Consider the following 26,931-nt stretch of genomic DNA (forward strand, 5'->3'; position numbering starts at 1 on the left):
ACGGTTCCTCATTGCGCGACAGCCTAGAGACGGTTAGGGGCCGAATTTGGGCCTTCGCGCGGCGTTTCTCTTCAGGCGTCTTCCTGTTCCGTGGGCACCAGGATCTCGCGCTTGCCGGCATGGTTGGCCGGGCCGACGATGCCCTCCTGCTCCATGCGTTCGATGATGGAGGCCGCCCGGTTGTAGCCGATGCCGAGGCGGCGCTGGATATAGCTGGTCGAGGCCTTGCCGTCGCGCAGCACCACGGCGACCGCCTGGTCGTATGGATCGTCGGAATTGCCCAGATTGCCGCTGCCGGCGGAGGAAGAAGAGGCTTCTTCCCCGTCGTCCTGCGTCACCGCCTCGAGATAGTCCGGCGCGCCCTGCGTCTTCAGATGCGCCACGATCTCCTCCACCTCCTGATCGGAGACGAAAGGCCCGTGCACGCGCTGGATGCGCCCGCCGCCCATCATGTAGAGCATGTCGCCCTGGCCGAGCAGCTGCTCGGCACCCTGCTCGCCGAGGATGGTGCGGCTGTCGATCTTGGAGGTGACCTGGAAGGAGATGCGCGTCGGGAAGTTGGCCTTGATGGTGCCGGTGATCACGTCCACCGATGGGCGCTGCGTGGCCATGATGACGTGGATGCCGGCGGCGCGCGCCATCTGGGCCAGCCGCTGCACCGCGCCTTCGATGTCCTTGCCGGCGACCATCATCAGGTCCGCCATCTCGTCGATGATGACGACGATGAAGGGCATCGGCTCCAGATCGAGCTCCTCGCTCTCGTAGATCGCCTCTCCCGTCTCGCGGTCGAAGCCGGTCTGCACCGTGCGGGTGATCCTCTCGCCCTTCTTCTTGGCGGCGGCCACACGCTGGTTGAAGCCCTCGATGTTGCGCACGCCCACCTTGGACATCTTGCGGTAGCGGTCCTCCATCTCCCGCACCGTCCATTTGAGCGCCACCACCGCCTTCTTAGGATCGGTGACGACCGGGGTCAGCAGATGCGGTATGCCGTCGTAGATGGACAGCTCCAGCATCTTCGGGTCGATCATGATGAGCCGGCACTGCTCCGGCGTCATGCGGTAGAGCAGCGACAGGATCATGGTGTTGATCGACACCGATTTGCCCGAGCCGGTGGTGCCGGCCACCAGCAGGTGGGGCATCTTGGCAAGGTCGGCGATCACCGCGCTGCCGTTGATGGTCTTGCCCAGCGCCAGAGCCAGCTTGCACTTGGTGGCCTCGAATTCGCGGCTGGCCAGAAGCTCGCGCAGGAACACCGTCTCGCGTGTCGCGTTGGGCAGCTCGATGCCGATGGCGTTGCGCCCCGGAACCACGGCCACGCGGGCGGCGATGGCGCTCATGGAGCGGGCGATGTCGTCGGCCAGGCCGATGACGCGCGAGGACTTGATGCCGGGTGCCGGCTCCAGCTCGTAGAGCGTGACGACCGGCCCGGGTCGCACGTGAATGATCTCGCCCTTGACGCCGAAATCCTCCAGAACGCCTTCGAGCAGCCGTGCATTCTGCTCCAGCGCCTCCTTGGAAAGACTCGGATCCCTGGTCGAGGCTTTCGGCTCGGCCAGAAGGTGCAGGGAGGGCAGCGTGAACTCGCCCGAATCCAGGAAAGAAGGCTGCGCCTCGCGGCGCACGCGCGCCCCCGGTGCCGGCCGCGGCGCGGGGTTGTCCACGCGGGCGGCAGGTTGCGGCGGCTGCAGCCGCGGCGCAGCGGGAACGGCAGGCGGCGCGATCTCGAGACCATCGGCGTCGAAATCGGGCTCGATGCGCATGTCCTCCGGCATCCCTGGCGCGGCCGGCGGCATGGGCGTGTCCAGCTCCGGCGGCAGCTCGTCCTCGTGGACGGCAAAGCGGCGACGCCAGAAGGCACGAATCGACAGCCACCAATGGGCGAGCACGCCGAGCGCGATGAAGCCGCCTTCGTCGTCTGCGTCGTCGATCTCCTCGTCGAGGGCGTCGGGCTCCTCCTCCTGCACGGCGGGCGCCGGGCGCGCCGTCCGGCCGAAGACGCCGGCGCCATAGAGGGTGAGCCAGACCGCCGGGCCGGCAAGCAGGGCGGCAATGGCGGCGCCGAACAGACCGGCAGGATAGGTGCCGCCGAGAAGGGCAGGGGCGGCCAGCACCACGTCGCCGAAGACCCCGCCGAGCCCGGTCGGCAGCGGCCAGGTCTGCGGCGGTGTCGCGCAGCCGGCCATGCCGGCGGCCAGCACCGCCCCGCCGAACCAGGCAGCCAGCCGGCGCCCCGGCTTGTCGATGCCGCGCGCGGTGAGCAGGAAGATGCCCCAGAAGACGGCCGGCACCAGCCCCACCACCGATGCGAGGCCGAAGAACTGCATGGCGATGTCGGCATAGACGGCGCCGGGATAGCCCATCGCATTGGTCACCGGGTTGTCGGTGGCGTAGCTGAAGCTCGGATCGGCCACATTCCAGGTGGCGAGACTGGCCAGGCAGAAGGCGACAAGGGCAAGCGACAACAGCCCCAGCCCGCGCGCCGCCTGCCGCCGCAGGAAACCGTGCACCCCGAAGCTGCCTTCGTGCATGGCATATGTCGCGAAAGAACCGGAACTCATTCGCATTTCCCTGTCCAAACGTCATCGACGGCGCGCCAGACGCGCCGGCACCGGCCTCACCCTAGCCGGGCGAAGGTTAAGGCGGCATTAACCATGGCAGGCGGGCGTGGCGGCGGGAAAACAAAAAAAGAGGCCCGGATCGCTCCGGGCCAGGAGGCAGCAAGACGGCTTGCTGCGACGGGAGTCTGTGATCTCCGGCCGGACGGGCCGCCCGGCCGGAGGAGCGTGCTGCAGGCGTCTATCTCACGCGCGAGGCGATGAACTCGGGATAGGCTTCGACGCCGACCTCGCCGACGTCGAGGCCCGTCTGTTCCTCTTCGGGGCTCACCCGCAGGCCCATCGTGGCCTTCAGGACGGCCCAGACCGCCAGCGAGACGACGAAGGTGAACACGCCATAGGCGATGATGCCGACGATCTGCACGCCGAAGCTGGTCTCGGCATTGGTGAGCGGCACGGCGATCGTGCCCCAGATGCCGGCGATCAGGTGGACGGGGATGGCGCCGACCACGTCGTCGATCTTGAACTTGTCGAGCAGCGGCACCGTGAAGACGACGATCACGCCGCCGATGGCGCCGATGACGATGGCCATGAAGGGGCTTGGCGTCAGCGGTTCGGCGGTGATGGAGACGAGACCGGCCAGCGCGCCGTTGAGCACGAAGGTGATGTCCACCTTCTTGTAGACGATCTGCGTGAGGATCAGCGCCGCCACCACGCCGCCGGCGGCGGCCAGATTGGTGTTGGCGAAGATGCGGCTCACATCCGAGGCATCGGCGTTGGAACCCAGCGCAAGCTGCGAGGCGCCGTTGAAGCCGAACCAGCCGAGCCACAGGATGAAGGTGCCAAGCGTGGCGAGCGCCATGTTGGAGCCCGGAATCGGCTGCACCTGGCCCTGCGGGCCGTATTTGCCCTCGCGCGCGCCCAGCAGGATGGCGCCGGCAAGGGCCGCCCAGCCGCCCACCGAGTGCACCAGCGTCGAACCGGCGAAATCGGAAAAGCCCATTTCGGAGAGCCAGCCGCCGCCCCACTGCCAGGAGCCGGCGATGGGATAGATGAAGCCGGTCAGCACGACCACGAAGACGAGGAACGGCCACAGCTTGATGCGCTCGGCAAGCGTGCCGGAGACGATCGAGGCGGCCGTGGCCACGAAGACCATCTGGAAGAACCAGTCGGAGGCCACCGCGTAATCGCCCTCGTTGGCCACGCCCGCATCGGGCCAGCCATAGGGCCAGAAGGTGCCGAAATAGCCGTTCACATCGACATACATCAGCGAGTAGCCGACGACCCAGTACATCAGCCCGGCGATGGAATAGAGCGCGATGTTCTTCAGAAGCTGCATGGAGACGTTCTTGGAACGCACCATGCCCGCCTCCAGCATGGCGAAGCCCGCCGCCATCCACATGACCAGAAAACCGCCCATGAGGAAGAGAAGCGTGTTGAAGACGAAGGCCGTCTCGCCGGATACGCCTGCCGCCGCCGCTTCCGCCGCTTCCTCGGCCGCCTCCTGCGCGAAGGCCGGCAGCGTGGCGAAGGCGGCAAACGCCAGGGCCCCCAGCCCCGCACCGCATGTGGCGAATGTCATTTTCGGAAATCTCATTTCATCGTTCTCCCTGAAAAGGCCGGCGCTGATCACAGCGCGTCCGCGTCGGTTTCGCCGGTGCGGATGCGCACGGCTTTCTCGATGTTGTGGACGAAGATCTTGCCGTCGCCGATCTGGCCGGTCTTGGCGGCGGTGGTGATGGCATCCACGGCCTTGTCGGCCATGCTGTCCTCGACGGCCACTTCCACCTTCACCTTCGGCAGGAAGCTCACCGCATATTCGGCGCCGCGATAGATTTCCGTATGCCCCTTTTGCCGCCCGTAGCCCTTCACCTCGGTAACGGTCAGCCCCTGAATGCCAAGCTCGGTCAGCGCTTCGCGCACTGCCTCCAGCTTGAACGGCTTTATGATTGCCATGACGAGTTTCATCAGGATTCACCTCTGCCTCTGCGGACGGACCGCGTTGCAAGTGCCGCCGACCCCCAGAAGGTGCGGCCGGCAGCAACAAGAGAATCAAGCGGCGTGCCAACCGCGCGCAGATGCGCCTAACGCGCTTGAATCGCAGAGGAAAACTGGCGCCGGCAGCAGGCGATGCCGGCATATCCCGAGGCGGGGAGCCTAATGAATGGGCAAATTTTCAGATTTGCCTATTTTTTGCGCAACCGTATGAGCCCCTCCTGGGCCACCGAGGCGACGAGCCTCCCATCGCGGGAATAGATGCTGCCGCGCGACAGTCCGCGCGCCCCGCGGGCCGACGGGCTGTCCTGCGTGTAGAGCAGCCAGTCGTCGAGCGGGTGCGGACGGTGGAACCACATGGCGTGGTCGAGGCTGGCCATCTGCAGCTCAGGATCGAACACCGAGCGCCCATGGGCGAATGTGGCGGTATCGAGCAGCGTCATGTCCGACAGATAGGCGAGCACGGCGGCCTGGATGGCACGGTCGTCGGGCACCGGCCCGGTGGCCCGCATCCACACGTGCTGGCAGGGCGGCAGCTTCTTGCGCGTCGTGTAGTGTTCCACATGGACGGGGCGGATTTCCACCGGCCGCTCCCGCTCCCAGTAGCGGCGGATGAGCTCCGGCACGCGCTCGCCAAAGGCGGCGAGGAACTCCCGCTGCGAGCGCAGCGTCTCCGGCGCCGGCACGTCGTGCGGCATCGGCATCTGGTGTTCCAGCCCCTCCTCGTCGATCTGGAAGGAGGCGGCGAGCGAAAAGATGGCCGCCCCGTGCTGGATGGCGACGACGCGCCGCGTGGTGAAGCTGCCGCCGTCTCGGATCCGGTCCACCTCGTAGATGATGGGCACCGAGGGGTCCCCCGGCCGCAGGAAATAGCAATGCAGCGAATGCACGTGGCGGTCTGCCGCAACGGTGCGCTGGGCGGCCACCAGCGCCTGGCCGATGACCTGGCCGCCGAACACGCGCTGCCAGCCCACCTGCGGGCTGCGACCGCGAAACAGGTTGTGTTCGAGCGCTTCGAGATTAAGAATGTCGAGAAGCGCCTCAATGGCCGACGGCATGTGAGCGACCTCCTGGCGGAGTGTTGCGGGACAGCAGCGACAAACCGGAGGGCGCGGCGCAAGTCAAGCGGCAACGCAATGGAGGACACCCCATGGCCGGTAGCAAAGAGGCCGAGCGCAGCTTCGACCGTCTCGACGTGGTGATTGCCGGGGCAGGCTATGTCGGTCTGGCGATTGCCGTGTCGCTGGTCCAGGCGCGGCCGGCCCTGAAGGTGCTGGTGGTCGATGCCGCGCCGGAGGATGCATGGCAGCGCGACGGGCGCGCCTCGGCCATCGCGGCGGCGGCGGCGCGCATGCTGCGCCGGCTCGGCTGCTGGGAGGAGATCGCGCCCGAGGCCCAGCCCATTGTCGACATGGTCATCACCGATTCGCGCACCGGGGACCCGGTGCGCCCGGTCTTCCTCACCTTCGGCGGGGAAGCCGCACCCGGCGAGCCCTTCGCGCACATGGTCATGAACCGCGATCTGACGGGAGCGCTGCGCCGGCGGGCGGCGGCGCTCGGCATCGACATCCTTGAGGGCGTGGCGGTGGAGGGCTTCGAGACGGCGCCGGCGGAGGTCTCGATCCGCCTTGCCGACGGTGCGGGGCTGGCCGCGCGCCTTCTGGTGGCCGCCGATGGCGTGAAGTCGCGCCTGCGCGCCATGGCGGGCATCCGCACGCTGCACTGGGAATACGGACAGTCGGGCATCGTCTGCACCGTCGCCCACGAGCGTCCGCATGGCGGCCGGGCGGAGGAGCACTTCCTGCCCGCCGGCCCCTTCGCCACCCTGCCGCTCAAGGGCAACCGATCGTCGATCGTATGGACGGAGCGGACGGAAGATGCGGAGCGGCTGGTGGCCGAGGACGATCTCGTCTTCGAGCACGAGCTCGAACAGCGCTTTGGGCTCAAACTGGGCGAGATCCGCGTCGAGGGGCCGCGCCGCGCCTGGCCGCTGGGGCTTACGCTTGCCCGCGATTTCGTGCGCCCGCGCTTCGCGCTTGCCGGCGATGCCGCTCATGGCATCCACCCCATTGCCGGCCAGGGCCTCAATCTCGGCTTCAAGGATGCTGCCGCCCTTGCCCAGGTGGTGGTGGAGGCCGACCGGCTGGGCGAGGACATCGGCGCGCTCGACGTCCTGCAGCGCTACGAGCGCTGGCGCCGCTTCGACACGGTGCAGATGGGCGTGACGACGGATGTGCTCAACCGCCTTTTCTCCAACGACATCGCCCCCGTGCGGGCGGTGCGCGACATCGGGCTCGGTCTTGTCGACCGCCTGCCGGGCATGAAGGGGTTCTTCGTGCGTCAGGCCTCGGGGCTTACCGCCGGTGCGCCGCGCCTTCTGCAGGGAGAGGCCATCTGAAGACGGAACACAGGGAGTTGAAGAGATGAAGCGTCACGCAGAAGTTTCCTGGAAAGGTTCGCTTACGCAGGGTTCCGGCCGCCTTCTGGGCACCCAGAGCGGGGCGCTCGGCGACCTGCCGATGGGCTTCAAGGCCCGCTTCGAGGACGAGACGGGCAAGAGCGGCACCAACCCGGAAGAGCTGATCGCTGCCGCCCACGCAAGCTGCATCGCCATGCAGCTCGCCCATCTCCTGGCCGAGAACGGCACGCCTGCCGAGAGGCTGCATTCCAGGGCCGAGGTGGAGCTGCAGCCGGCCGAAGGCGGCGGTTTCGAGATCCGTTCGAGCGCCATCACCATGACCGGCAGCGTGCCCGGCCTGGAGGAGGAGAAGTTCAAGGAAATCGCCGCCAGGGCGAAGGAAATCTGCCCCGTTTCCAAGGCCCTCGGCGCCATCAAGGTCACGCTGGACGCCCGTTTCGCCTGAAGGCGGGCCCAGACGACAGTTTCGTGATGGTTTTCCGCCGCGTGCGCAATGGTCGGTCGCGGCGGCACCTCACTTCGCAACCAAAAATCGCGCACGGCACCTACATTTATGGGCAGATGAGTCGTTCGGGAGGAACGCCATGCTGCACGTCCGTGAACCGAGAACGCTGAAAAAGCCCGCCGGCGCATCGACGCTCACCATCTCCGACATAACGGAAGATGCCGCCCGTCTTGCCGCCTATGACGGTCACGAGCGGGTCTGGTGCGGCCGTGACGAAAGCCGCGGGCTCATTGCCATCGTCGCCATCCACAACACGGTGCTCGGCCCCGCGCTCGGCGGCACGCGGGTGTGGGCGCACGAGAGCTTCGAGGCCGCGCTGACCGACGCGCTGCGCCTGTCGCGCGGCATGACCTACAAGTCGGCAATTGCCGGCACGCCCTTCGGCGGCGGCAAGGCCGTCATCCTGGCCGACCCGAAGACGCAGAAGACGCCGGCGCTGCTGGCGGCCTATGGCGAGATGCTGGCGGCGCTCGAAGGGCAGTTCTTCACCGGCGAGGATGTGGGGCTTACCGTGGCCGACGCCGATTTCCTGTCCACATGCGCCAGCAATGTGCTCGGTACCGGGCGCGGCAGCGGCAATCCCTCGCCGGTGACGGCGCATGGGGTCTTCCTCGGCATCAAGGCAGCGCTGAACCACCGCCGCGGCTCGCAGCAGCTTGAGGGTGTACGGGTGGCCGTGCAGGGGCTGGGCTCGGTCGGCTGGGCGCTGTGCGAGAAGCTTCACGGGGAGGGCGCGGCCCTCATCGTCGCCGATATCGACGCGGAGCGCGTGGAGAAGGCGAAACGGCTGTTTGGCGCCACCGCCGTGCCGGCCGGGGAAATCCTCGCCGCCGGGGCAGACGTTTTCGCGCCTTGCGCGCTTGGCGGGGTGATCGCGCAGCAGACGATCTCCATGCTGAAGGCCGGGATTGTCGCAGGCTCCGCCAACAACCAGCTCGCGCGCCACGAGGATGCCCGCCTTCTGATGGACGCCGGCATCCTCTATGCCCCGGACTATGTCATCAATGCCGGCGGGCTCATCAACGTGGCGGCCGAGCTGGCGCCCGGCGGCTACGACCGCGGTGCCGTCATGGCCAAGGTCGGGGAAATCCCCGGCACGCTGGGCGACATCTTCACCCGCGCCGAGGCGCAGCGCCGGCCCACCAACGACATTGCCGCTGAGATTGCCATGGAGCGCATCGCGGCGGCGGCGCGCAAGAGCCGGACATAGGCCCGGGCGCAGGCGCCGCCTATTTGCCTGCGATCCCCCGCAGGGCGCTTTCGCCCCACACCTGCCGCAGGCGCGCGTCGCGTCCGCAGCCTTCCCGGTAGCCCTTGTAGGCAGCGGCCTTGGTGACGAAGCCGAAGCGGGTGAGGATGCGCTCGTTGCTGCGATAGTAGTCCTGGTGGTAGTCCTCGGCAGGCCAGAAGGCCGTCGCCGGCAGGATGGGCGTGACCACGGGCTGGCCAAGCTCGGCCTCGGCCGCCTTCTTCGCTTCCTCGGCTGCCTTCTTCTGTGCCTCGTCGAGCACATAGATGGCCGTGGTGTAGCCGTGGCCGCGGTCGCAGAACTGGCCGCCGCCATCGGTGGGGTCGACGGAGTGGAAGAAGACGTCGAGCAGGTGCGCATAGCTCACCTGGCTGTCGTCATACCTGATCTCGACCGCCTCGCGGTGGCCTCCGGCCTGGTAGTTGCGATAGCTGGGGTTTCGCGCCTCTCCGCCCGTATAACCGGAGACGGTGGAGAGCACGCCTTCCACCTTGTCGAAATCCGCCTCCACGCACCAGAAGCAGCCGCCGGCGAAAATGGCGGTCTTCGTTTCCGCCATGGCCGGCAAAGGCCCGGCGAGCGAGGCGGCAAGCGCGAGTGCGGCGACAAGAGATGAGCGGATCATGGCGGGTCTCCCTTTTCCGCGAGAAGACCTACCCCTTCGGCGGGGAATTTGAAATTCAATCCGCTACACGCTTGCGTGAGCGGCGGTTCACATCCGCCGCTCGACCATCATCTTCTTGATTTCGGCGATCGCCCTGGCCGGGTTCAGCCCCTTGGGGCAGGCCTGCGTGCAGTTCATGATGGTGTGGCAGCGATAGAGCCGGAAGGGGTCTTCAAGATTGTCGAGCCGCTCGCCGGTGGCCTCGTCGCGGGAGTCGATCAGCCAGCGATAGGCCTGCAGAAGCACCGCCGGCCCCAGATAGCGCTCGCCGTTCCACCAGTAGCTGGGGCACGAGGTCTGGCAGCAGAAGCACAGGATGCACTCATAGAGCCCGTCGAGCTTGGCACGGTCCTCGTGACTCTGGCGCCATTCGGTGGCCGGCTCCGGCGTCACCGTCTGCAGCCAGGGCTGGATCGAGGAAAGCTGGGCATAGGGCACGGAGAGATCGGGCACCAGATCCTTCACCACGGGCATGTGCGGCAGGGGATAGATGCGCACCGCATCCCTGATCTCGTCCATGCCCTTGGTGCAGGCGAGCGTGTTCGCCCCGTCGATGTTCATCGCGCAGGAGCCGCATATGCCCTCGCGGCAGGAGCGGCGGAAGGTGAGGGTGGGGTCCACCTTGTTCTTGATCCAGATGAGCCCGTCGAGAACCATCGGCCCGCAATCGTCCAGATCGACGTAGTAGGTGTCGACGCGCGGGTTCTCCTCGTCGTCCGGAGACCATCGATAGATGCGAAACTCGCGCAGCCTCGTGGCCCCTTCGGGCTTGGGCCAGGTCTTGCCCGGCTTGACCTTTGAATTCTTGGGGAGGGTGAGTTGGACCATTTCGGATCGCCTATCCGTTTGCTGCCTGTTCGATTGCCGGTCCCAGATCGTTGTTTTCCTCGATGCGAAGCATCCGCATGTCCCGGACCGAGGGGCGGAACCAGGGAAAGCGACGGGTCAAATCCTGGACCGCGAGCACGCAGCTCACGGCATTGACCGTCTCGTTTCCGAAATAGACACTTCCCTGCTGCCAATCAAAACCATGTTTACGCAACTCGTTGCGGATGTCCGCATATGCGTTCCTCCATGAGGCATTGCCGTAGCTCTGCTCAAGCGTCTGGGTATCGAGATCAAACGTTATCGCATACATGGTTCCGCGCCGTCCGCTGTTATGCCCCATCATGCTCATGGCGACGTCCTTTCGCCGAAGGTTCATACAACCCCAATCTAGTATACCCGCTTCTTCGGTGCGATCTTTTCGGGGTCGATGCCGCCCTCTTCGGGTTTGAGCAGAGGCTCCGTGTGGACCGGCCGATAGGCGAGGCGCACTCGGCCTTCCTCGTCCACGTGAGCAAGCGTGTGCTTGCGCCAGTTCCTGTCGTCGCGCTCGGTAAAGTCCTCGCGGGCATGGGCGCCGCGGCTTTCCTTGCGGGCTTCGGCCGAGTAGACGGTGGTGATGGCATTGGCCATCAGGTTCTCAAGCTCCAGCGTCTCCATCAGGTCGGAGTTCCAGATCATCGAACGGTCGTGGACCTTGATGTCGGAAAGCCCGCTCCAGACCTCCGAGATGCGCTTGCAGCCCTGCTCCAGCGTCTCCTGGGTGCGGAAGACGGCGGCGTCCTCCTGCATGGCGCGCTGCATCTTCTCGCGCAGGGCGGCCGTCGGCGTGCTGCCGTTTGCATGGCGGATGCGGTCGAAACGGTCCATGATCTTCTCGCATGCCGCCTTGTTCAGCGGCGGCACCTTGGCGTCCCTGTCCACCACCTTGCCGGCACGAATGGCGGCGGCGCGGCCAAACACCACGAGGTCGATCAGCGAGTTGGAGCCGAGGCGGTTGGCGCCGTGCACGGAGGCACAGGCCGCCTCGCCGACGGCCATCAGGCCGGGGGCTACGGCATCCGGGTCGTCGCGGGTCGGGTTCAGCACCTCGCCCCAGTAATTGGTCGGGATGCCGCCCATGTTGTAATGCACCGTGGGCAGCACCGGAATCGGCTCGCGGGTCACATCGACCCCGGCGAAGATGCGCGCCGATTCGGCAATCCCCGGCAGGCGCTCGTGGATGACCGCCGGGTCCAGATGGTCGAGGTGGAGATAGATGTGGTCCTTCTCCTTGCCCACGCCGCGCCCTTCGCGGATCTCCACCGTCATGCAGCGAGAGACCACGTCGCGCGAGGCGAGATCCTTGGCCGAAGGCGCATAGCGCTCCATGAAGCGCTCGCCCTCGGAATTGACGAGGTAGCCGCCTTCGCCGCGCACGCCTTCGGTGATGAGACATCCGGCGCCATAGATGCCGGTGGGGTGGAACTGAACGAACTCCATGTCCTGCAGCGGCAGGCCGGCACGCGCGATCATGCCGTTGCCGTCGCCCGTGCAGGTGTGCGCCGAGGTGCAGGAGAAATAGGCGCGCCCATAGCCGCCGGTCGCCAGCACCACCATCTTGGCGGCGAAGCGGTGGATGGTGCCGTCCTCGAGGTTCCACGCCACCACGCCGGTGCACGCGCCGTCCGTCATGATGAGGTCGATGGCGAAATACTCGATGAAGAACTGCGCATGGTTCTTCACCGACTGGCCGTAGAGCGTGTGCAGAATGGCGTGGCCCGTGCGGTCGGCAGCGGCGCAGGTGCGCTGCACCGGCGGGCCGTCGCCGAAATTCTGCATGTGGCCGCCGAAGGGCCGCTGATAGATCCGGCCGTCCTCGGTGCGCGAGAAGGGCACGCCATAATGCTCCAGCTCGTAGACGGCGGCCGGCGCCTCGCGCGCCAGATATTCCATGGCGTCCACGTCGCCCAGCCAGTCGGAGCCCTTGACCGTGTCGTAGAGATGCCACTGCCAGTGGTCGGGCCCCATGTTCTGCAGCGAGGCGGCAATGCCGCCCTGGGCCGCCACGGTGTGCGAACGGGTGGGGAAGACCTTGGTGATGCAGGCCGTCTTCAATCCCTGCTCGGCCATGCCGAGCGTGGCGCGCAGGCCGGCGCCGCCGGCCCCCACCACCACCACGTCGAAGGCATGATCGACATATTCATAGGCCGCACCGGCCTTCTTCACAGTTGCGTCAGCCATCGTGGTTTCAGGCTCCGAATGCGATCTTGAGCAGGGCGTAGAGGGCGGCCGCCCCGAGAAGGAGGGGGAAGAAGACGTTGAGCACGAGGAGGGCGATCTTCATGCCCTCGCCATGCACATAATCCTCGATGACGACCTGCATGCCGAGCCGCATGTGATAGAGCGCGGAGAGAACCGCCAGGGCAATGAGCAGCGTCACCACGGGCTGGGCGAGCGCGGCGCGCACCTCTTCGTAAGGGGCGCCGTTATAGGCGATGACGAAGCCGACGAAAAACAGCACGAGCGGCACGTTTGCAATCGCCGTCAGCCGCTGGCGCCAGAAATGCTCCGTGCCTTCCCTGGCCGAACCGAGACCGCGGACACGGGCAAGCGGCGTGCGCATGTCGGCCATCTCAGAACCCTCCCCTCAGCATGTAACCGGCAATCCAGACGACCAGCGTCAGGATGATCGAAGCGATCAGATTGGCGGTGGCGATCCGCGTGGCGGTGCGCTTCTCCAGTCCGCGCGCAGTGTCCCACACGAGATGGCGGATACCGCCCAGAAGATGGTGAAGAAGCGCCCAGGTGAAGCCGAAGAGCACCAGCCGGCCGAGAAGCGAGCCGAACAAGGCGTTGACGAGGTCGAAGGCCTCGCGCGAGCTTGCGGCCGCCACAAGCCAAACGACGAACAGCACCATGCCGAAATAGAGCGCTCCGCCCGTGATGCGGTGCAGGATCGACATGGCCATGGTGGGCGTGAAGCGGTAGATCTGCAAATGCGGCGAGACCGGCCTCGCCCGGGTGGCTGTAGACTTGCTCATGGCTTCCCCGTTCTGTCGCCGGGGGATCCGGGCCCTGCGGGCAGACCCCGCGTGGCCCAGGCCTCCGGCAGGTCGCTTTCTAATGCGCTTTTCGCAGTGCGTCAAAGCCGCAGAAGCGATCCGCCGGGCCTGAATCGATTTGAGACGGGAAAGCCGGCTCAGTTCTCCATCGCCCGCCTGCGCCGCCCCGCGGATGGGTGAGGTCCGCCCCCCCCCCCCGACATGCCGGTTCCGAAGAGCCCCGCCGGCTCAGCGACCGGCAAAGCGAATCACGTGGCTGGTCCAGTCGGCCGGTGCCGCCACCTGCCCAAAGAGCCGCCGCCCTTCCTCGGGCCGGCGCGGCGCGTTCAGCACCAGCCGCGTCCAGCCCCGTTCCTCCGCCTGGTCGCCCACCACGTCGATCAGGGCCCGGGCGATGCCCTTGCCGCGATGGTCGTGATGCACATAGACATGTTCCAGCAGCCCGTAGCGCATACCGGAGACGGGGTCGGGCAGGTCGTAGAAGATGGCGAAGGCCACCAGCGTGCCGTCGATGCGCGCTCCGACCACTTCCGCCACCCGGTCCTGCAGCAGCGTTTCGGCATAGAAGGCATCGGGCCGGCGCGGCGCACCGCGCATGAGCGATTGCGTGTAGGCCGCAAGAAGCGGTGCCAGCGCCTGCGCATCCTTCAGCCGCAGCGGCGCGATGTCGATCCTGGGCTTGTCGCTCATGGCATCGGGATCCTTCTTCTTCGCCATCATTCGGCGAAATTAACCATATCTGTCAACGGCCGGAAAAGATGGCGGCAGGCGGCGTGACAATGGTTAAGAAACCATTAATCTTGACGGCGAGGAGGCCCGCGATCCTGAGAGGAGCGTTGCGCATGTTTTTCAGCGGACTCTTGCCATCCGGCCGCGGCCTCGCCGCCATTGCCCTGTTTGCCTGGGCCGCCGTGCCGGCCTTTGCCGGCGGCGAGATCAGCTATTCCGACAGCTTCGGAAACCTGGTCGTCCACAGTCCGGGCGGCTACAAGCGAATCGTCGTCGGCCGGGGCCACCTCGCCGCCGGTCCGCGCGCCCAGGGGCCCAAGGTCGTCTATCTGGAGGAGCGGGACGGCGCGCTCTACCTGCGAGAGCGCCGGCGCTGCCGCCATGGGGTGCGGCTGCACGGGCGCAGCTATATGTACGGCCTGCCGGAGAACGTTCTGCCGGTGCCTGCCGCCTCCTGCCGGTAGCCGGCGATGAGCCTGCCGGCCCGTGACATCGCGGCCATGCCGCACGCGGCATCCCCGTCCCGCCCTGCGCGCGCGTGGGAGGCGGTGCTTCTGCCGCGCCTTGCCGTGCTGCTGGTTCTTGCCGCTGCCGTCCTCTTCGGCATGGGCCTGCGCGAACTGGTCGATCGGCGTGGCGGTGTTGCGGGCGGCGTCGAGCCGCTTCTGCATCGCCTCTGGCCGGTCTCCGCGCCGGGCCATGCGGAGCCCCTGGCCGACAGGCAACGCCTGCACGCACCGATGTCCTTCGCGCTTGTGGCAGACGGCACGCTCAGGGCCACGGGCAGCATCGCGCCGGGCACGGCGGCCCTGTTCGAGGCCGCGCTCGACGCCCATGGCGGGGCGATCGGCCAGGTGAGCCTGCACTCCCCCGGCGGCACGCTGGACGATGCGCTGGCCATGGCGCGCGTGCTGCGCCGTCGCGGCATTGCCACGCTGGTGGAGGACGGGGCCGTCTGCGCCTCCTCCTGCCCGCTGGTGATGGCCGGCGGCGTGGAGCGCAGCGCCGGCGCGCAGGCGACCATCGGGCTTCACCAGTTCTATCTGGCGGGAAGAACGCCTGACGATCCGGCGCAGGCCATGATCGACGCGCAGATGACGACGGCGCGCGTCGCCCGCCATCTCGACAGGATGGGGGTGGACCCGGCCCTGTGGCTGCACGCGCTCGATACGCCTCCGCACATGCTCTACTATCTGAACCGCGAGGAGATGCGCCGCTACCGCCTCGTCACCACACCGTGGCCCTATCGCTCCAGCCGGGCGGCGACGGCGCTCATGCGCGAGAGCATGTCCTGAAGCCCGGCGGCGATGCGCCGGTGCAGCCTGACCGCGGTCTCCGGAAATTCCTCCAGGATGCGGCGGAACATGGACCGGTTGAGGCGAATCACCTTCACATCCGTCTGGGCCACGGCGCTGGTCAGGCGCACGCTCTCGGCGATCAGCGCCAGCTCGCCCAATATGGCACCGGGGCCGTGGACGGAGATGATCTCCCGCTCCTCTCCCCGCTGATGGTAAAGGGCAACCTCGCCTGCCGCCACCACGAAGGCGCAATCGGCCGGCGCACCCTCGGCATAGAGCTTGTGGCCGGCGCCGAGCGTGATGGTCTCGGCGCCGAAAGCCATGAGGCGTAGCTGCTCGCGCGTGAAGCCCTTGAAGAGTCCCACGCCGGACAGAACGCGGATGTCATCGTCCAGCGCCATGCGGTCGTCCCCGCTCGCTTCTGCTTGTGCCCGGTGCCCGCCTGCACCGAATCATCTCAGGGAACGAGCTTGTATCCGCCGCTTTCTGTCACAAGAATTTCGGCTTTGGAAGGATCGCGCTCGATCTTTTGGCGTAGCCGATAGACGTGGGTTTCCAGCGTATGGGTGGTTACACCGGAGTTGTAGCCCCAGACTTCTTCGAGAAGCACGTCGCGCGTCACCACCTTCTGCTCGGCGCGGTAGAGATACTTGATGATGGCCGCCTCCTTCTCGGTCAGCCGGATCTTGCCGCCGCGCTCGTCGATCAGCAGCTTCTGGCCGGGCTTGAAGGTGTAGGGGCCGACGGTGAACTTGGCATCCTCGCTCTGCTCGTGCTGGCGAAGCTGCGCGCGGATGCGCGCCAGGAGCACGGCGAAGCGGAACGGCTTGGTCACGTAGTCGTTGGCGCCGGCTTCCAGGCCCAGAATCGTGTCGGAATCGGTGTCCTGCGCCGTCAGCATGATGATCGGCGCGCGATAGCCGCCCTTGCGCAGCAGCTTGACGGCCTCGCGCCCGTCCATGTCCGGCAGGCCGACATCCATGATGGTCAGGTCCACCATGGCATTGCGCGCGGCGTGAATGCCCTTGGTCGCCGTCGCTTCCTCGAGGATGTCGAACTCCTCGTAGAGGGAAAGCTGCTCGACGAGGGTGGCCCGCAGGTCGTCGTCGTCGTCAACGATCAGGATGGTTCGTGGCGTCATATGTCAATCCGTTGATTTGCAAGCCGGTGCCGTTGACCCCGCCGCCATTTTCATCGAACCTCCCCTTTACGCTCCACGGCGCCGGTATGAAAGACGGTCACGGCTTTTTGTTCGCAACGTCAACTATAGCCCAGAAATGTGGCCGCGACAGCGCATCCCCGGCGGGATGCCTCATCACGGTGCGCGCGCGCCCCGGAAAGCCCGACCAGGGCCTCCTCTCCGTGGAGGGGCGGGTCTTCGCCTGCGCCTTGGGGCGCGGGGGAATCGGTGCGATGAAGCGGGAGGGCGACGGCGCGACGCCGCTTGCCGCCATGCGGCCGATGGGCGTGTTCTACAGGCGCGAGCGCCGGCACGCCGCCCTTGCGCACACGCCGCTGGCGACCCGTGCCATACGCGCCGACATGGGCTGGTGCGACGCCCCGGCGGATGCGAACTACAACCGCCCGGTCCGCCTGCCCTTTCGGGCCTCGCATGAAAGGATGCTGCGCGATGACACGCTCTACGACGTGTGCGTGGTGCTGGACTGGAACGTGCGCCCGCGCCGGCGCGGGCGGGGCAGCGCCATCTTCCTGCATCTCGCGCGGCCCGGCATGGCGCCCACCGAGGGCTGCATCGCCGTTTCCCTGCGCACCATGGCCCGACTTTTGCCGCTTCTTTCCCGGCATACCCGAATCGTGGTGAGACGCTGACGGTGCCTGCGGCATCCTGCTGCAACGATAAGAGGAATCTTTACCACATGTCGCAATCATGGGATTGTCCGGCGGGCGGGCAGGGTAAACAGCAGCAGAGCACAGGGACAGGGAGACCCGCATGACGGCGAAGGCAAAGCGCGCAAAAACCCCCAAAACCCGCCCGGCCGAAGCGAAGGCGCTCGACACGGCACGCCTGCGCGAACTGTTGATTTCCCGCGCGCCGGCGGAGGACCTGGAAAGCTACGACCGCGCCGCGATCGACCGCGCCGTGGAGCTGGTGGCGGCGGCGCTGAAGAAGCACAAGCCCGGCAAGAGCGTCGTGGAGGTGGAGGCGGCGTCGGGGATCGAGCGGGCCGGACGCATCCTCACCGCCGTCACCCTCGTCAACGACAACATGCCCTTCCTGTTCGATTCCGTGCTCGGCGAAATCACCGAATCGGTCGGTGAGCCGACGCTCATCATGCATCCGGTGCTGCTTGCCCGCCACGGCAGGAACGGCATCAGCGAGGTGCTGGGCGATGCCGCCACCAAGGCGGTGCGCGATGCCGTGCAGGTCAGCCTCATCCATGTCCACCTGCCGCGGCTTTCCAGCGAAAGGTGCGAGGAGCTGAGGGCGCGGCTTGCCCATATTCTGGGCCAGGTGCGCGCCGCCGTCAGCGACTGGAAGCCGATGCTGGCCCGTCTCGACCAGGAGATCACGCAACTGCGCTATGCGCCGGTGCCGCTCGACGCGGAGGCGGTGGCCGAGGCCATCGCCTTTCTGGAATGGCTGCGCGACGACAATTTCACCTTCCTCGGCATGCGCGAGTTCCGCTACACGGGCGGCGAGAAGAACGGCATGCTCGAACGCGCTCACAAGAAGGGCCTCGGCATCCTGGCGGACCCCAACGTGCTGGTCCTGCGGCGCGGCAGCGAGCCCGTCTCCACCACGCCGGAAATCCGCGCCTTCCTGCATGGGCCGGAGCCGCTGATCGTTACCAAGGCCAATGCCAAATCGGTGGTGCACCGCCGCGCCTATCTCGACTATATCGGTGTCAAGACCTTCAGTGACGAGGGCAAGCTCACCGGCGAGCTGCGCATCGTCGGCCTGTTCACCTCCACCGCCTACACGCGCTCGGTGATGAAGATCCCCTATCTGCGCTCCAAGGCGCAGGCGGTCATCGCGCGCTCCGGCTTCGCGCCCACCGACCACTCGGGCAAGGCGCTCATCAACGTGCTGGAGTCCTATCCCCGCGACGAGCTCTTCCAAATCAGCGTGCCGACGCTGCGCAAGCATGCCGAGGCCATACTGGCACTTGCCGACCGGCCCCGCGTGCGGGTGCTCTACCGCATCGACCAGTTCGACCGTTTCGTCTCCGTCATCGTCTTCGTGCCGCGCGATCATTACGATTCGCGCGTGCGTGTGGAGATCGGGGAGTATCTGAAGACTGTCTTCGACGGGCGGCTGTCGGCCTACTATCCGGCCTTTCCCGAGGGCGCCCTGGCGCGCGTGCACTTCATCATCGGCCGGTCGGGCGGCAGGACGCCGCGCGTCGAGACGGAGGTTCTGGAGGCGGCGGTTCGCGACATCGTGCGCACCTGGGAGGACGCGCTGCGCGAGGCGGTGGAAGATACGGGAGCGGCCGACACCATCGCTGCCCTTGCCCAGGGCTTTCCCGAAAGCTACCGCAACAGCTTCGAGCCGGCGACGGCGCTCGTCGATGCCGAGCGCATTGCCGCGCTTTCCGCCGCGCAGCCCATAGCGATCGACTTTCACCGCCACGAAGACCAGAAGCCCGACCAGGCGGCGCTGAAGATCTATCACCATGGTACGCCCGTGGCGCTCAGCCGTCGCGTGCCGCTTCTCGAGAACATGGGCTTCCGCGTCATCAGCGAGCGTACCTTCGAGCTTGGCGGGCCGGACGGGGCGCCGGTCTTCCTGCACGACATGGAGCTGGAAAACACCTTCGAGGGGCCGATCGACCTGTCCGACGACGGGGCGCTGTTCCAGGAGATGTTCCTCGCCATCTGGCGCGGCGAATATGACAATGACAGCTTCAACGCGCTGGCCCAGACGGCGCGGCTCAGAGTATCGGAAATCGCCGTGCTGCGCGCCTACAGCCGCTTCCTGCACCAGGCGAAGATCCCGCAAAGCCAGGGCTTCATCGCCGCCACGCTGAACCGCTATCCGCAGATCGCGCGGATGCTTTTCGAGCTGTTCGTGGTCCGGTTCGACCCGCATCGGCGCGCGGCTGCCGGGCGAGAAGGAGAGATCGAGGCGGCAATCGGCAGCGCGCTCGACGACGTGCCGAGCCTCGACGACGACACCATCATCCGCCGCTTCCTCAACCTCATCAAGTCCACCCTGCGCACCAATTTCTTCGCCATGGGCGAGGGGTCGGGTGGGCGCTCGCTGGCCTTCAAATTCGATTCGCGAGCCGTCGAGGGGCTGCCGCAGCCGCGCCCCTGGCGCGAAATGTTCGTCTACGGGCCGGAGGTGGAAGGCGTGCACCTGCGCTTCGGTCCGGTGGCGCGCGGGGGCCTGCGCTGGTCCGACCGGGCGCAGGACTACCGCACGGAGGTCCTGGGCCTGGTGAAGGCCCAGCAGGTGAAGAACGGCGTCATCGTGCCGGTGGGCGCGAAGGGCGGCTTCTATCCGCGCCAGCTGCCGGCGGGCGGCGACCGCCAGGAGGTGTTCGAGGCGGGGCGGCGGGCCTATATCAACTTCATTTCCACCATGCTCTCCATCACCGACAATCTGGAGGGCGACAAGGTGGTCACGCCGGAAGGCGTGGTGCGCCACGATGGCGACGACCCCTATTTCGTGGTCGCCGCCGACAAGGGCACGGCCACCTTCTCCGACACCGCCAACGAAATCAGCCAGAAGCACGGCTTCTGGCTCGACGATGCCTTCGCCTCCGGCGGCTCGGCCGGCTACGACCACAAGAAAATGGGAATCACCGCACGCGGCGCCTGGGAGGCGGTGAAGCGGCACTTCCGCGAGATGAACCGCGACATCCAGACAGAGCCCTTCACCGTGGTGGGCGTGGGCGACATGTCGGGCGACGTGTTCGGCAACGGCATGCTCCTGTCGCGCGCCACGCGGCTCATCGCGGCCTTCGACCATCGCGATATCTTCATCGACCCCGATCCCGACCCGCAGGTCGCCTATGCCGAGCGCAAGCGGCTGTTCGAGATGGGCCGGTCGAGCTGGCAGGACTACGACAGGTCGAAGCTTTCCAAGGGCGGCATCGTCGTCTCGCGCAGCCGCAAGCAGATCGAGCTTTCGCGCGAGGCGGCGGATGCCATCGGCCTGGACAGGACCACCGGCTCGCCCACCGAGATCATGCGCGCCATCCTGAAGGCGCCGGTGGATCTTCTGTGGTTCGGCGGCATCGGCACCTATGTGCGCGCTTGCGACGAATCGAACGCCGATGTGGGAGACCGGGGCAACGATGCCATCCGGGTCGCGGCGCGCGAGGTGCGCGCCAGGGTGATCGGCGAGGGCGCCAATCTGGGTGTTACCCAGCGCGGGCGCATCGAGTTCAACCTGGCGGGCGGACGCTGCAACTCCGACGCCATCGACAATTCCGGCGGCGTCAACTCCTCCGATCTCGAGGTCAACATCAAGATCGCGCTGGCCAGCGCCATGCGCTCCGGCACGCTGGCGCGCCCGGCGCGCGACAAGCTGCTCGCGGCGATGACCGAGGAAGTGGCCGCGCTGGTGCTGGAGAACAACTATCGCCAGACGCTCGCCATCTCGCTGGTCGAACGGCGCGGCCTGGCCGAGCTGCCCCACCAGGCGCGCATGATGACGCTCTTCGAAAACCAGGGCCATCTCGACCGGGCGGTCGAGTTCCTGCCCGGCCCGCAGGCCCTTGCCGAGCGCGAAAGCCGCGGCGAGCCGCTGACGCGGGCGGAGATCGGCGTGCTGCTGGCCTATGCCAAGATCGTGCTGTTCGACGAGCTGGTGGCCAGTCCGCTGCCTGACGAGAAGCATTTCGAGGCGGATCTGTTCGCCTATTTCCCCGAGCGGATGCGACAGAAATACGCGGCCGAGATCCGCGGCCACCGGCTGCGCCGGGAGATCATCGCCACCGAACTCGCCAACGACGTGATCGACTGGGGCGGACCGACCTTCATCACCCGCCTTCAGGACATGACGGGCCGCCCGCCGCACGAGATCGTCGGCGCCTATGCGGTGGTGCGCGACGGTTTCGACCTGCGCACGCTGCAGAAGGCCATCGACGGTCTCGACAACCGGATCGACGGCAACGTCCAGCTCGCGCTCTACCAGCGTCTCTGCCGGCTGATCGTCTCGGCCACCGCATGGCAGCTCAAGAACGGCGGAAGCGAGGCGGAGGTGGGCAGCCGCATCGAACGGCTGCGCGCCGCGCGCGGGACACTGGAGCCGAAGCTGGGCTCCCTGATGCCCGACTTCCTGCGGGAGCGGACGGGCGCGGAGGAAGAACGCCTGACCGCCGAGGGCGCGCCGGAGTCGCTGGCCCGCCGCCTTGCGCTCCTCGACATCTCCGCCATGGTGCCGGACATCGCGCTTGCCGCCGACAAGGCGGAGGCCGATCTCGTGAAGGCGGCCAGCGCCTTCTTCACCGTCACCGAGACCTTCCGAATCGGGCGCATCGAAACCGCCGCACAGTCGATCACCCCGGCAGACTATTATGACGGGCTGGCGCTGGCCCGCGCCCTCGACACGATCGACGCGGCGCGCCGCAGCATCACCATTACGGCCCTGCGCAGCCACCGCGATGCCGAAGACCCGGCCGCACAATGGCGGGAAGCCGGCGGCGAACGGGTGGGCCGCGTGCGCGAGCGGCTGCAGACGCTGACGGATGCCGGCGATGTCACCGTCTCGCGGCTGACCGTCGCTGCCGGCCTTCTGGCCGATCTGAGCGCCTGAGGCGGCCTGTGGTGACGGGGGAGGAAAGCACGCAGCGGGCGAGCCGCGCAGGGATCTGGGGCTGGATGCTGTTCGACTGGGCGCAGCAGCCCTTCCACACGCTGGTCATCACCTTCGTCTTTGCGCCCTATTTCGCCGCCGCCGTGGCGCCCGATGCGGCGCGGGGGCAGGAGCTGTGGGGCCTGGCGACAGGGATCGGCGGCCTGATGATTGCGCTTGCCTCTCCCGTGCTGGGCGCCATTGCCGACGCCTCGGGGCCGCGCAAGCCTTGGGTTCTGGGCTTCTCAGTGATTGGCGTTCTGGCCTGCGCGGGACTGTGGTTTGCCACGCCCGGCACGGAAAATCTGCTGCCGGTGCTGGTGCTGGTGGCGCTTGCCGTCTTCGGCATGGAGTTTGCCGCCGTGTTCAACAATGCGATGATGCCGGGCCTCGTGCCGCGCGCGCAGCTCGGCCGCCTTTCCGGCTCGGCCTGGGGGCTCGGCTATGTGGGCGGGCTCGTCTCCCTGGTGCTGGTGCTGGGGTTCATGGCCGCCGTGCCGGAGACCGGGCGCACGCTTCTGGGGATCCAGCCTCTTTTCGGCCTCGATGCGGCGGCCCGCGAGGGCGACCGAATGGCCGGCCCTTTCACGGCCTTGTGGTATGCGCTGTTCGTGATTCCGATGTTCCTGTTCACACCCGACCGGCCGCGCCGCCGGGTGGTCGGGGCGGTGCGCCAGGGGCTTTCCCGCCTTGCTGCCACGCTGCGCGGCCTGCCCCGGCAGGTCAGCTATTTCAGCTTTCTGGCCGCCTCCATGTTCTATCGCGACGCGCTCAACGCGCTCTACGCCTTCGGCGGCATCTACGCCGCCGGCGTTCTCGGCCTGTCCATCGTGCAGATCGGGCTGTTCGGCATTCTGGCCAATGTGACCGGCGCCCTGGGCGCCTGGCTCGGCGGCCGCATGGACCAGGCGCACGGGCCGAAGGCCGTCGTCACCGTTTCGATCCTCGTCCTGAGCCTGTGCTGCCTCGTGGTGATCTCCACCACCAGGAGCGAGGTGATGTTCGTCCCGCTCGGCACGGCCGACTCGTCGCTTCCCGTGCTGGTCTTCTTTGCCGCTGGCGCCTTCATCGGCGCGGCGGGCGGTGCCATCCAGGCCGCCTCGCGCACGCTGCTTGTCGATCAGGTGCCGCGCGAACAGGTGACGGAGGCGTTCGGCCTCTATGCCCTTTCCGGCAAGGCGACCACCTTCATCGGGCCGCTGTCGGTGGCTGCCGCCACGGCCTATTTCTCCGGCAGCGCGCTGGGGCTTTCGGCGGAGAGCGCGCAGCGCCTGGGAGTGACGCCGATCCTGGCCCTGTTTCTGTTGGGGCTCGTGCTGCTGCCGCTCGTCAGAAGCGCCCCGAGGGCCGTGGCGGAATAGATGCCGGCGTCAATGGCGGAAGTGACGCATGCCGGTGAAGACCATCGCGATGCCGTTCTCGTCGGCGGCCTGGATCACCTCCTCGTCGCGCATCGAGCCGCCGGGCTGGATGACGGCGGTGGCGCCCGCTTCCACCGCCGAGAGCAGCCCGTCGGCGAAGGGGAAGAAGGCATCGGAGGCGACGACGCACCCCCTGGTCAGCGGTTCGCCGCCGGCCGCCGCTGCCGCGTCCTCGGCCTTGCGCGCGGCGATGCGCGCGGAGTCGACGCGGCTCATCTGCCCCGCCCCGATGCCCACCGTGGCGAGGTCGCGCGCATAGACGATGGCGTTCGACTTCACGTGCTTGGCAACGCGGAAGGCGAATTTCAGGTCCGCCATCTCCCTTTCGCCGGGCGCGCGCTTCGTCACCACCTTCAGCTCCAGATCGTCGACCACGCCGTTGTCGCGCGACTGGATGAGCAGCCCGCCGGCCACGGTCTTCGCCGATAGTCCGGGCTGGCGCGGATCGGCCACACCGCCGGTGAGAAGCAGGCGCAGGTTCTTCCTGGCCGCGATGATGGCCTGTGCCTCCTCGCTGGCGTCGGGGGCGATGATGACCTCGGTGAAAATCCTGGCGATCTCCTCGGCAGCTTCCGCGTCAAGCGGGCGATTGAGCGCCACGATGCCGCCGAAGGCGGAGACGGGGTCGCATGCAAGCGCCCTGCGATAGGCTTCGGCAAGCGAGGCGCCCTCCGCCACGCCGCAGGGATTGGCATGCTTGATGATGGCCACGGCGGCGCTCCTGGCGGGATCGAACTCCGAGACCAGCTCGAAGGCGGCATCCGTGTCGTTGATGTTGTTGTAGGAGAGCTGCTTGCCCTGCACCTGGCGCGCGGTGGCCACGCCCGGCCGCTTCTCTCCCGTGACGTAGAAGCCCGCTTGCTGGTGCGGGTTCTCGCCATAGCGCATCACCTGCGCGAGCCTGCCGCCCAGGGCGCGCCACTGCGGCTGTGGCATGGAAAGGGCCTCGGCGAACCATTGCGAGATCGCCGCATCATAGGCGGCGGTGCGCGAAAAGGCTTTCGCCGCCAGCTCCTGGCGCAGCCGGTAGGGCAGCGCGCCGTCGTTCTCGGCCAGCGCGGCAAGCACCCGCGGATAGTCCGCCGGGTCGGTGACCACGGCCACATAGGCGTGGTTCTTGGCCGCCGCGCGCAGCATGGCCGGCCCGCCGATATCGATGTTCTCGACGGTCGCGGCATAATCGCCGCCGCCGAAGCGGACCTCCTCGAAGGGGTAGAGGTTGATGACCACCAGGTCGATGGGCTGGATGGCATGCGCCTCCATCGCCGCCTTGTGCTCCGCGTCGTCGCGGATGCCCAGAAGGCCGCCATGCACGGCCGGGTGCAGGGTCTTCACCCGCCCGTCCATGATTTCGGGAAAGCCCGTCAGGTCCGAGACGTCGCGCACGGCAAGGCCGTGCCCGGCCAGCGTCGCTGCCGTGCCGCCGGTGGAGACAAGCTCGACATTGCGTTCGCCGAGCGCGCGGGCGAACGCCACGATGCCCGTCTTGTCCGAGACGGAAATCAGCGCGCGGCGGACCGGCACGCGATCGGGAGCGGGGATGTTCTTTGCCGAAACGGTCATGGGCGTGCTTTCCTTGCTGGCGGGCCGATGCGCGGATCCAATATCCTACAGCGTCCTTCGTGCGTCCCGAAGGATGCACGGCGCTGTAGCACAGGGGACGCTCGAATCAAGCCGCGCGGGCGCTTCAGCCCCATTCCATGATGCTGTTGGTGCGCTGGAACTGCCAGCGCACCTCCGGTATCGCCGGTACGGTGATGTGCAGGACGATCTGGCGGCTGCGGCTGGCTCCGGCGACACCGGCGAAGAAGATGGACTCCTCCACCACCGGCTCCACGCCGTCGCAGGTGAACACCCAGGTGTCGGTGTCCCGGCCCGCCAGGATGAGCCGTCCCTCGTCGTCCTGGTAGAGCTCGATGTCGGGATGGATGTGGAAGCGCACGGCGACCGCGTTTTCCCCCCCGGCCGAAACGCCGTCGGCAGGCTGAAAGCGGTCGGCCCCGGTCAGCAGCCCGCCTTCCCGCGAAAGCGCCAGCGTCCGCTCGTGCACCAGGCCGAAGCGCCGGGCATAGCCGTCGTGGCTGGCGGTGAAGGATTGGATGCCGGCACCATCGGTGCGCCGCCGCTCCACCCTGCGCGGCCCGCCGATGAGGGGGGTGCCGATCCAGGCGTCCCAACCGGCCGGCAGGGCGAAGCGTGCCTGCGAGGTGTCGTTCACCGTCGCTGTCGAATGCGCTGCCGTGGCCCGGCCCAGGAGCCGGAACGCCTCGACGCCGGAGCTGTCGACGCCGCAATTGACGATGAACTGGTGCCGCCCGGACGACATCTCGAAGGAAAGGCATCCCGCATGGGCGAGGCTGGACAGCTCCGGCGGCGGCGGCGCGGTATCGGCGATCACCGTGGTGCTGCCCATGGCCAGCCGCTCGTAGCCCGAATAGGGCGCCTGGGAAAGCGGCGCGCCCCCCGTGTCGTCATAGCGCAGGATGGCGGCCACGCGGTCGTGCACGGTCACGCCCATGCCGTTGAAGCGGGCCAGGCTGCCGTCGCGGTGGCGGAAGAAGCGCAACGCCGGCAGCATCCGCTCCACCGCGCCGACCAGCGCGTCGGGCGGCGATTCGGCCTGGTTGGCGTAGGTCTGGCGCAGCGGCAGAAGGTCGGTCAGCAGCTCCATGACGGCCTGCGGATTGCGCGAGATGTGCCCGCCGTCGGGCAGGATCTGGCGGTCGAGCTCCATCGCCAGATTGCGCGTGGCGCTGCGCAGGGCGGAGATCGGCACCGGCAGCGACAGGGCGGCAAAGGCAAGCGCCACACGGGCGCGCAGCTTTTCTTCCCCGTCCGGCATCTCCGGCGCCATGGAGCGCAGATAGCGCACCTGGATGGCGAGCATCCTGAGGAACTGGCGGTAGAAGGCGAGATCCGCCCCCTGCAGCACCACCGCCGAATGCTGCAACCACGACATGATGCGTCTGGCTGTGACGGGGGGAGACCAGGCAAGGCCCGCGATGCGCCGGCCGTGCACGCCCATCCAGTCCGCCACCAGAGCGCGCGCATTGGCCGCGGCAAGCTCCGAGCGGGCGGCATTGAGATGGCGCAGCCAGCGGAAGCCGTGCAGGCTCTCCAGCCAGGCGTGGTTGCCGATGTCGAGGTGGAACGGCGACTGGCCTCCCGTCTCCACCAGATGGCCGGCAAGCAGGAAGCGCCCGTGGTAGATCTCGCGGGCCACCTCCGGGTCTGCCAGCCGCAGGTCCGGCGGCGCGATCAGCAGGCGTTCCGGCGTCCGTCCGGTATAGCGCCAGCGATAGACGGGACCGGCGCGCAGCCGCCGGCGCAGGCGCCGCCAACCCTCCTTGACCGCCAGATTCCACAAAAGCGGTCTATCGCCGCCGACCGTCGTCACTGAAGACACCCATACTCGAATGGCCCCACCCTGTTGAAGACTCTAAGCGATTCAACGGTTT

General features: G+C 67.4%; 23 protein-coding genes. 8 read left to right on the forward strand and 15 right to left on the reverse strand.

Annotated elements, in window-relative coordinates; genetic code table 11:
* Positions 1-71: 71 nt before the first annotated feature.
* The 4 genes from NYR58_RS12930 to tesB form a co-directional block, all read right to left on the reverse strand.
* A complete protein-coding gene (locus NYR58_RS12930) occupies positions 72-2,558 on the reverse strand; it encodes a DNA translocase FtsK (protein WP_261521273.1) in 2,487 nt (828 codons plus the stop codon).
* 238 nt (positions 2,559-2,796) lie between these two features.
* The gene (locus NYR58_RS12935; RefSeq protein ID WP_261521274.1) at positions 2,797-4,137 is read right to left on the reverse strand and encodes an ammonium transporter; all 1,341 of its coding nucleotides are present in this window, start codon (positions 4,135-4,137) and stop codon (positions 2,797-2,799) included.
* 47 nt (positions 4,138-4,184) lie between these two features.
* Entirely contained in the window at positions 4,185-4,523 is a 339-nt protein-coding gene (locus tag NYR58_RS12940; protein ID WP_261521275.1) for a P-II family nitrogen regulator, read from the reverse strand.
* Between the two features lie 218 nt (positions 4,524-4,741).
* On the reverse strand, positions 4,742-5,608 hold the full coding sequence (gene tesB / locus NYR58_RS12945) for an acyl-CoA thioesterase II (RefSeq protein ID WP_261521276.1): 867 nt from the start codon (positions 5,606-5,608) through the stop codon (positions 4,742-4,744).
* Positions 5,609-5,700: 92 nt separating this feature from the next.
* On the opposite strand from tesB, the gene NYR58_RS12950 reads away from it, so the two are divergent.
* The 3 genes from NYR58_RS12950 (at position 5,701) to NYR58_RS12960 (ending at position 8,684) form a co-directional block, all read left to right on the forward strand.
* Positions 5,701-6,948: a ubiquinone biosynthesis hydroxylase gene (locus NYR58_RS12950; protein WP_261521277.1), complete on the forward strand. Its 1,248-nt coding sequence runs from the start codon at positions 5,701-5,703 to the stop codon at positions 6,946-6,948.
* Between the two features lie 25 nt (positions 6,949-6,973).
* Complete coding sequence (locus NYR58_RS12955; protein ID WP_261521278.1) at positions 6,974-7,414, forward strand: OsmC family peroxiredoxin; 441 nt, start codon at positions 6,974-6,976, stop codon at positions 7,412-7,414.
* Between the two features lie 139 nt (positions 7,415-7,553).
* Positions 7,554-8,684 carry a Leu/Phe/Val dehydrogenase gene (locus tag NYR58_RS12960; protein ID WP_261521279.1) on the forward strand — a complete coding sequence of 377 codons (1,131 nt, stop codon included), beginning with the start codon at positions 7,554-7,556 and terminating at the stop codon, positions 8,682-8,684.
* Between the two features lie 19 nt (positions 8,685-8,703).
* On the opposite strand, the gene msrA is transcribed toward NYR58_RS12960, so the two are convergent.
* The 7 genes from msrA to NYR58_RS12995 form a co-directional block, all read right to left on the reverse strand.
* On the reverse strand, positions 8,704-9,348 hold the full coding sequence (msrA, locus tag NYR58_RS12965; RefSeq protein ID WP_261521280.1) for a peptide-methionine (S)-S-oxide reductase MsrA: 645 nt from the start codon (positions 9,346-9,348) through the stop codon (positions 8,704-8,706).
* 87 nt (positions 9,349-9,435) lie between these two features.
* On the reverse strand, positions 9,436-10,215 hold the full coding sequence (locus NYR58_RS12970) for a succinate dehydrogenase iron-sulfur subunit (RefSeq protein ID WP_261521281.1): 780 nt from the start codon (positions 10,213-10,215) through the stop codon (positions 9,436-9,438).
* 10 nt (positions 10,216-10,225) lie between these two features.
* Positions 10,226-10,564: a virulence factor gene (locus NYR58_RS12975; protein WP_261521282.1), complete on the reverse strand. Its 339-nt coding sequence runs from the start codon at positions 10,562-10,564 to the stop codon at positions 10,226-10,228.
* Positions 10,565-10,602: 38 nt separating this feature from the next.
* Entirely contained in the window at positions 10,603-12,435 is a 1,833-nt protein-coding gene (gene sdhA / locus NYR58_RS12980) for a succinate dehydrogenase flavoprotein subunit (protein WP_261521283.1), read from the reverse strand.
* Positions 12,436-12,442: 7 nt separating this feature from the next.
* Positions 12,443-12,826, reverse strand: a complete 384-nt coding sequence (gene sdhD / locus NYR58_RS12985) for a succinate dehydrogenase, hydrophobic membrane anchor protein (protein ID WP_261521284.1) — start codon at positions 12,824-12,826, stop codon at positions 12,443-12,445.
* Between the two features lies 1 nt (position 12,827).
* The gene (sdhC, locus tag NYR58_RS12990) at positions 12,828-13,235 is read right to left on the reverse strand and encodes a succinate dehydrogenase, cytochrome b556 subunit (RefSeq protein WP_261521285.1); all 408 of its coding nucleotides are present in this window, start codon (positions 13,233-13,235) and stop codon (positions 12,828-12,830) included.
* A 249-nt stretch (positions 13,236-13,484) separates the two neighbouring features.
* A complete protein-coding gene (locus tag NYR58_RS12995) occupies positions 13,485-13,946 on the reverse strand; it encodes a GNAT family N-acetyltransferase (RefSeq protein ID WP_261521286.1) in 462 nt (153 codons plus the stop codon).
* Positions 13,947-14,098: 152 nt separating this feature from the next.
* On the opposite strand from NYR58_RS12995, the gene NYR58_RS13000 reads away from it, so the two are divergent.
* Together NYR58_RS13000 and NYR58_RS13005 are read left to right on the forward strand one after the other, a co-directional pair.
* Positions 14,099-14,449, forward strand: a complete 351-nt coding sequence (locus NYR58_RS13000; protein ID WP_261521287.1) for a hypothetical protein — start codon at positions 14,099-14,101, stop codon at positions 14,447-14,449.
* A gap of 6 nt (positions 14,450-14,455) precedes the next feature.
* Positions 14,456-15,280, forward strand: coding sequence for a COG3904 family protein (locus NYR58_RS13005; protein WP_261521288.1), 825 nt, complete (start codon positions 14,456-14,458; stop codon positions 15,278-15,280).
* On the opposite strand, the gene NYR58_RS13010 is transcribed toward NYR58_RS13005, so the two are convergent.
* Together NYR58_RS13010 and NYR58_RS13015 are read right to left on the reverse strand one after the other, a co-directional pair.
* Complete coding sequence (locus tag NYR58_RS13010; protein WP_261521289.1) at positions 15,229-15,684, reverse strand: cyclic nucleotide-binding domain-containing protein; 456 nt, start codon at positions 15,682-15,684, stop codon at positions 15,229-15,231. The genes NYR58_RS13005 and NYR58_RS13010 overlap by 52 nt on opposite strands.
* Before the next feature lie 56 nt (positions 15,685-15,740).
* The gene (locus NYR58_RS13015; RefSeq protein WP_261521290.1) at positions 15,741-16,424 is read right to left on the reverse strand and encodes a response regulator transcription factor; all 684 of its coding nucleotides are present in this window, start codon (positions 16,422-16,424) and stop codon (positions 15,741-15,743) included.
* An 86-nt stretch (positions 16,425-16,510) separates the two neighbouring features.
* Here NYR58_RS13015 and NYR58_RS13020 point away from each other — a divergent pair, with 86 nt between their 5' ends.
* The 3 genes from NYR58_RS13020 (at position 16,511) to NYR58_RS13030 (ending at position 23,413) form a co-directional block, all read left to right on the forward strand.
* Entirely contained in the window at positions 16,511-17,113 is a 603-nt protein-coding gene (locus NYR58_RS13020; protein ID WP_378074622.1) for a L,D-transpeptidase family protein, read from the forward strand.
* A gap of 121 nt (positions 17,114-17,234) precedes the next feature.
* Complete coding sequence (locus tag NYR58_RS13025) at positions 17,235-22,013, forward strand: NAD-glutamate dehydrogenase (RefSeq protein ID WP_261521291.1); 4,779 nt, start codon at positions 17,235-17,237, stop codon at positions 22,011-22,013.
* A 65-nt stretch (positions 22,014-22,078) separates the two neighbouring features.
* On the forward strand, positions 22,079-23,413 hold the full coding sequence (locus NYR58_RS13030) for an MFS transporter (protein ID WP_261521345.1): 1,335 nt from the start codon (positions 22,079-22,081) through the stop codon (positions 23,411-23,413).
* Between the two features lie 9 nt (positions 23,414-23,422).
* Here the strand turns inward: NYR58_RS13030 and purH are convergent, their stop codons facing one another.
* Both purH and NYR58_RS13040 read right to left on the reverse strand, forming a co-directional pair.
* On the reverse strand, positions 23,423-25,036 hold the full coding sequence (purH, locus tag NYR58_RS13035; RefSeq protein ID WP_261521292.1) for a bifunctional phosphoribosylaminoimidazolecarboxamide formyltransferase/IMP cyclohydrolase: 1,614 nt from the start codon (positions 25,034-25,036) through the stop codon (positions 23,423-23,425).
* A 124-nt stretch (positions 25,037-25,160) separates the two neighbouring features.
* Positions 25,161-26,870, reverse strand: a complete 1,710-nt coding sequence (locus NYR58_RS13040; RefSeq protein ID WP_261521293.1) for a heparinase II/III family protein — start codon at positions 26,868-26,870, stop codon at positions 25,161-25,163.
* Between the last annotated feature and the right edge of the window lie 61 nt (positions 26,871-26,931).

Source organism: Chelativorans intermedius (genome assembly GCF_025398255.1).
Classification (GTDB): Bacteria; Pseudomonadota; Alphaproteobacteria; order Rhizobiales; family Rhizobiaceae; genus Chelativorans; species Chelativorans intermedius.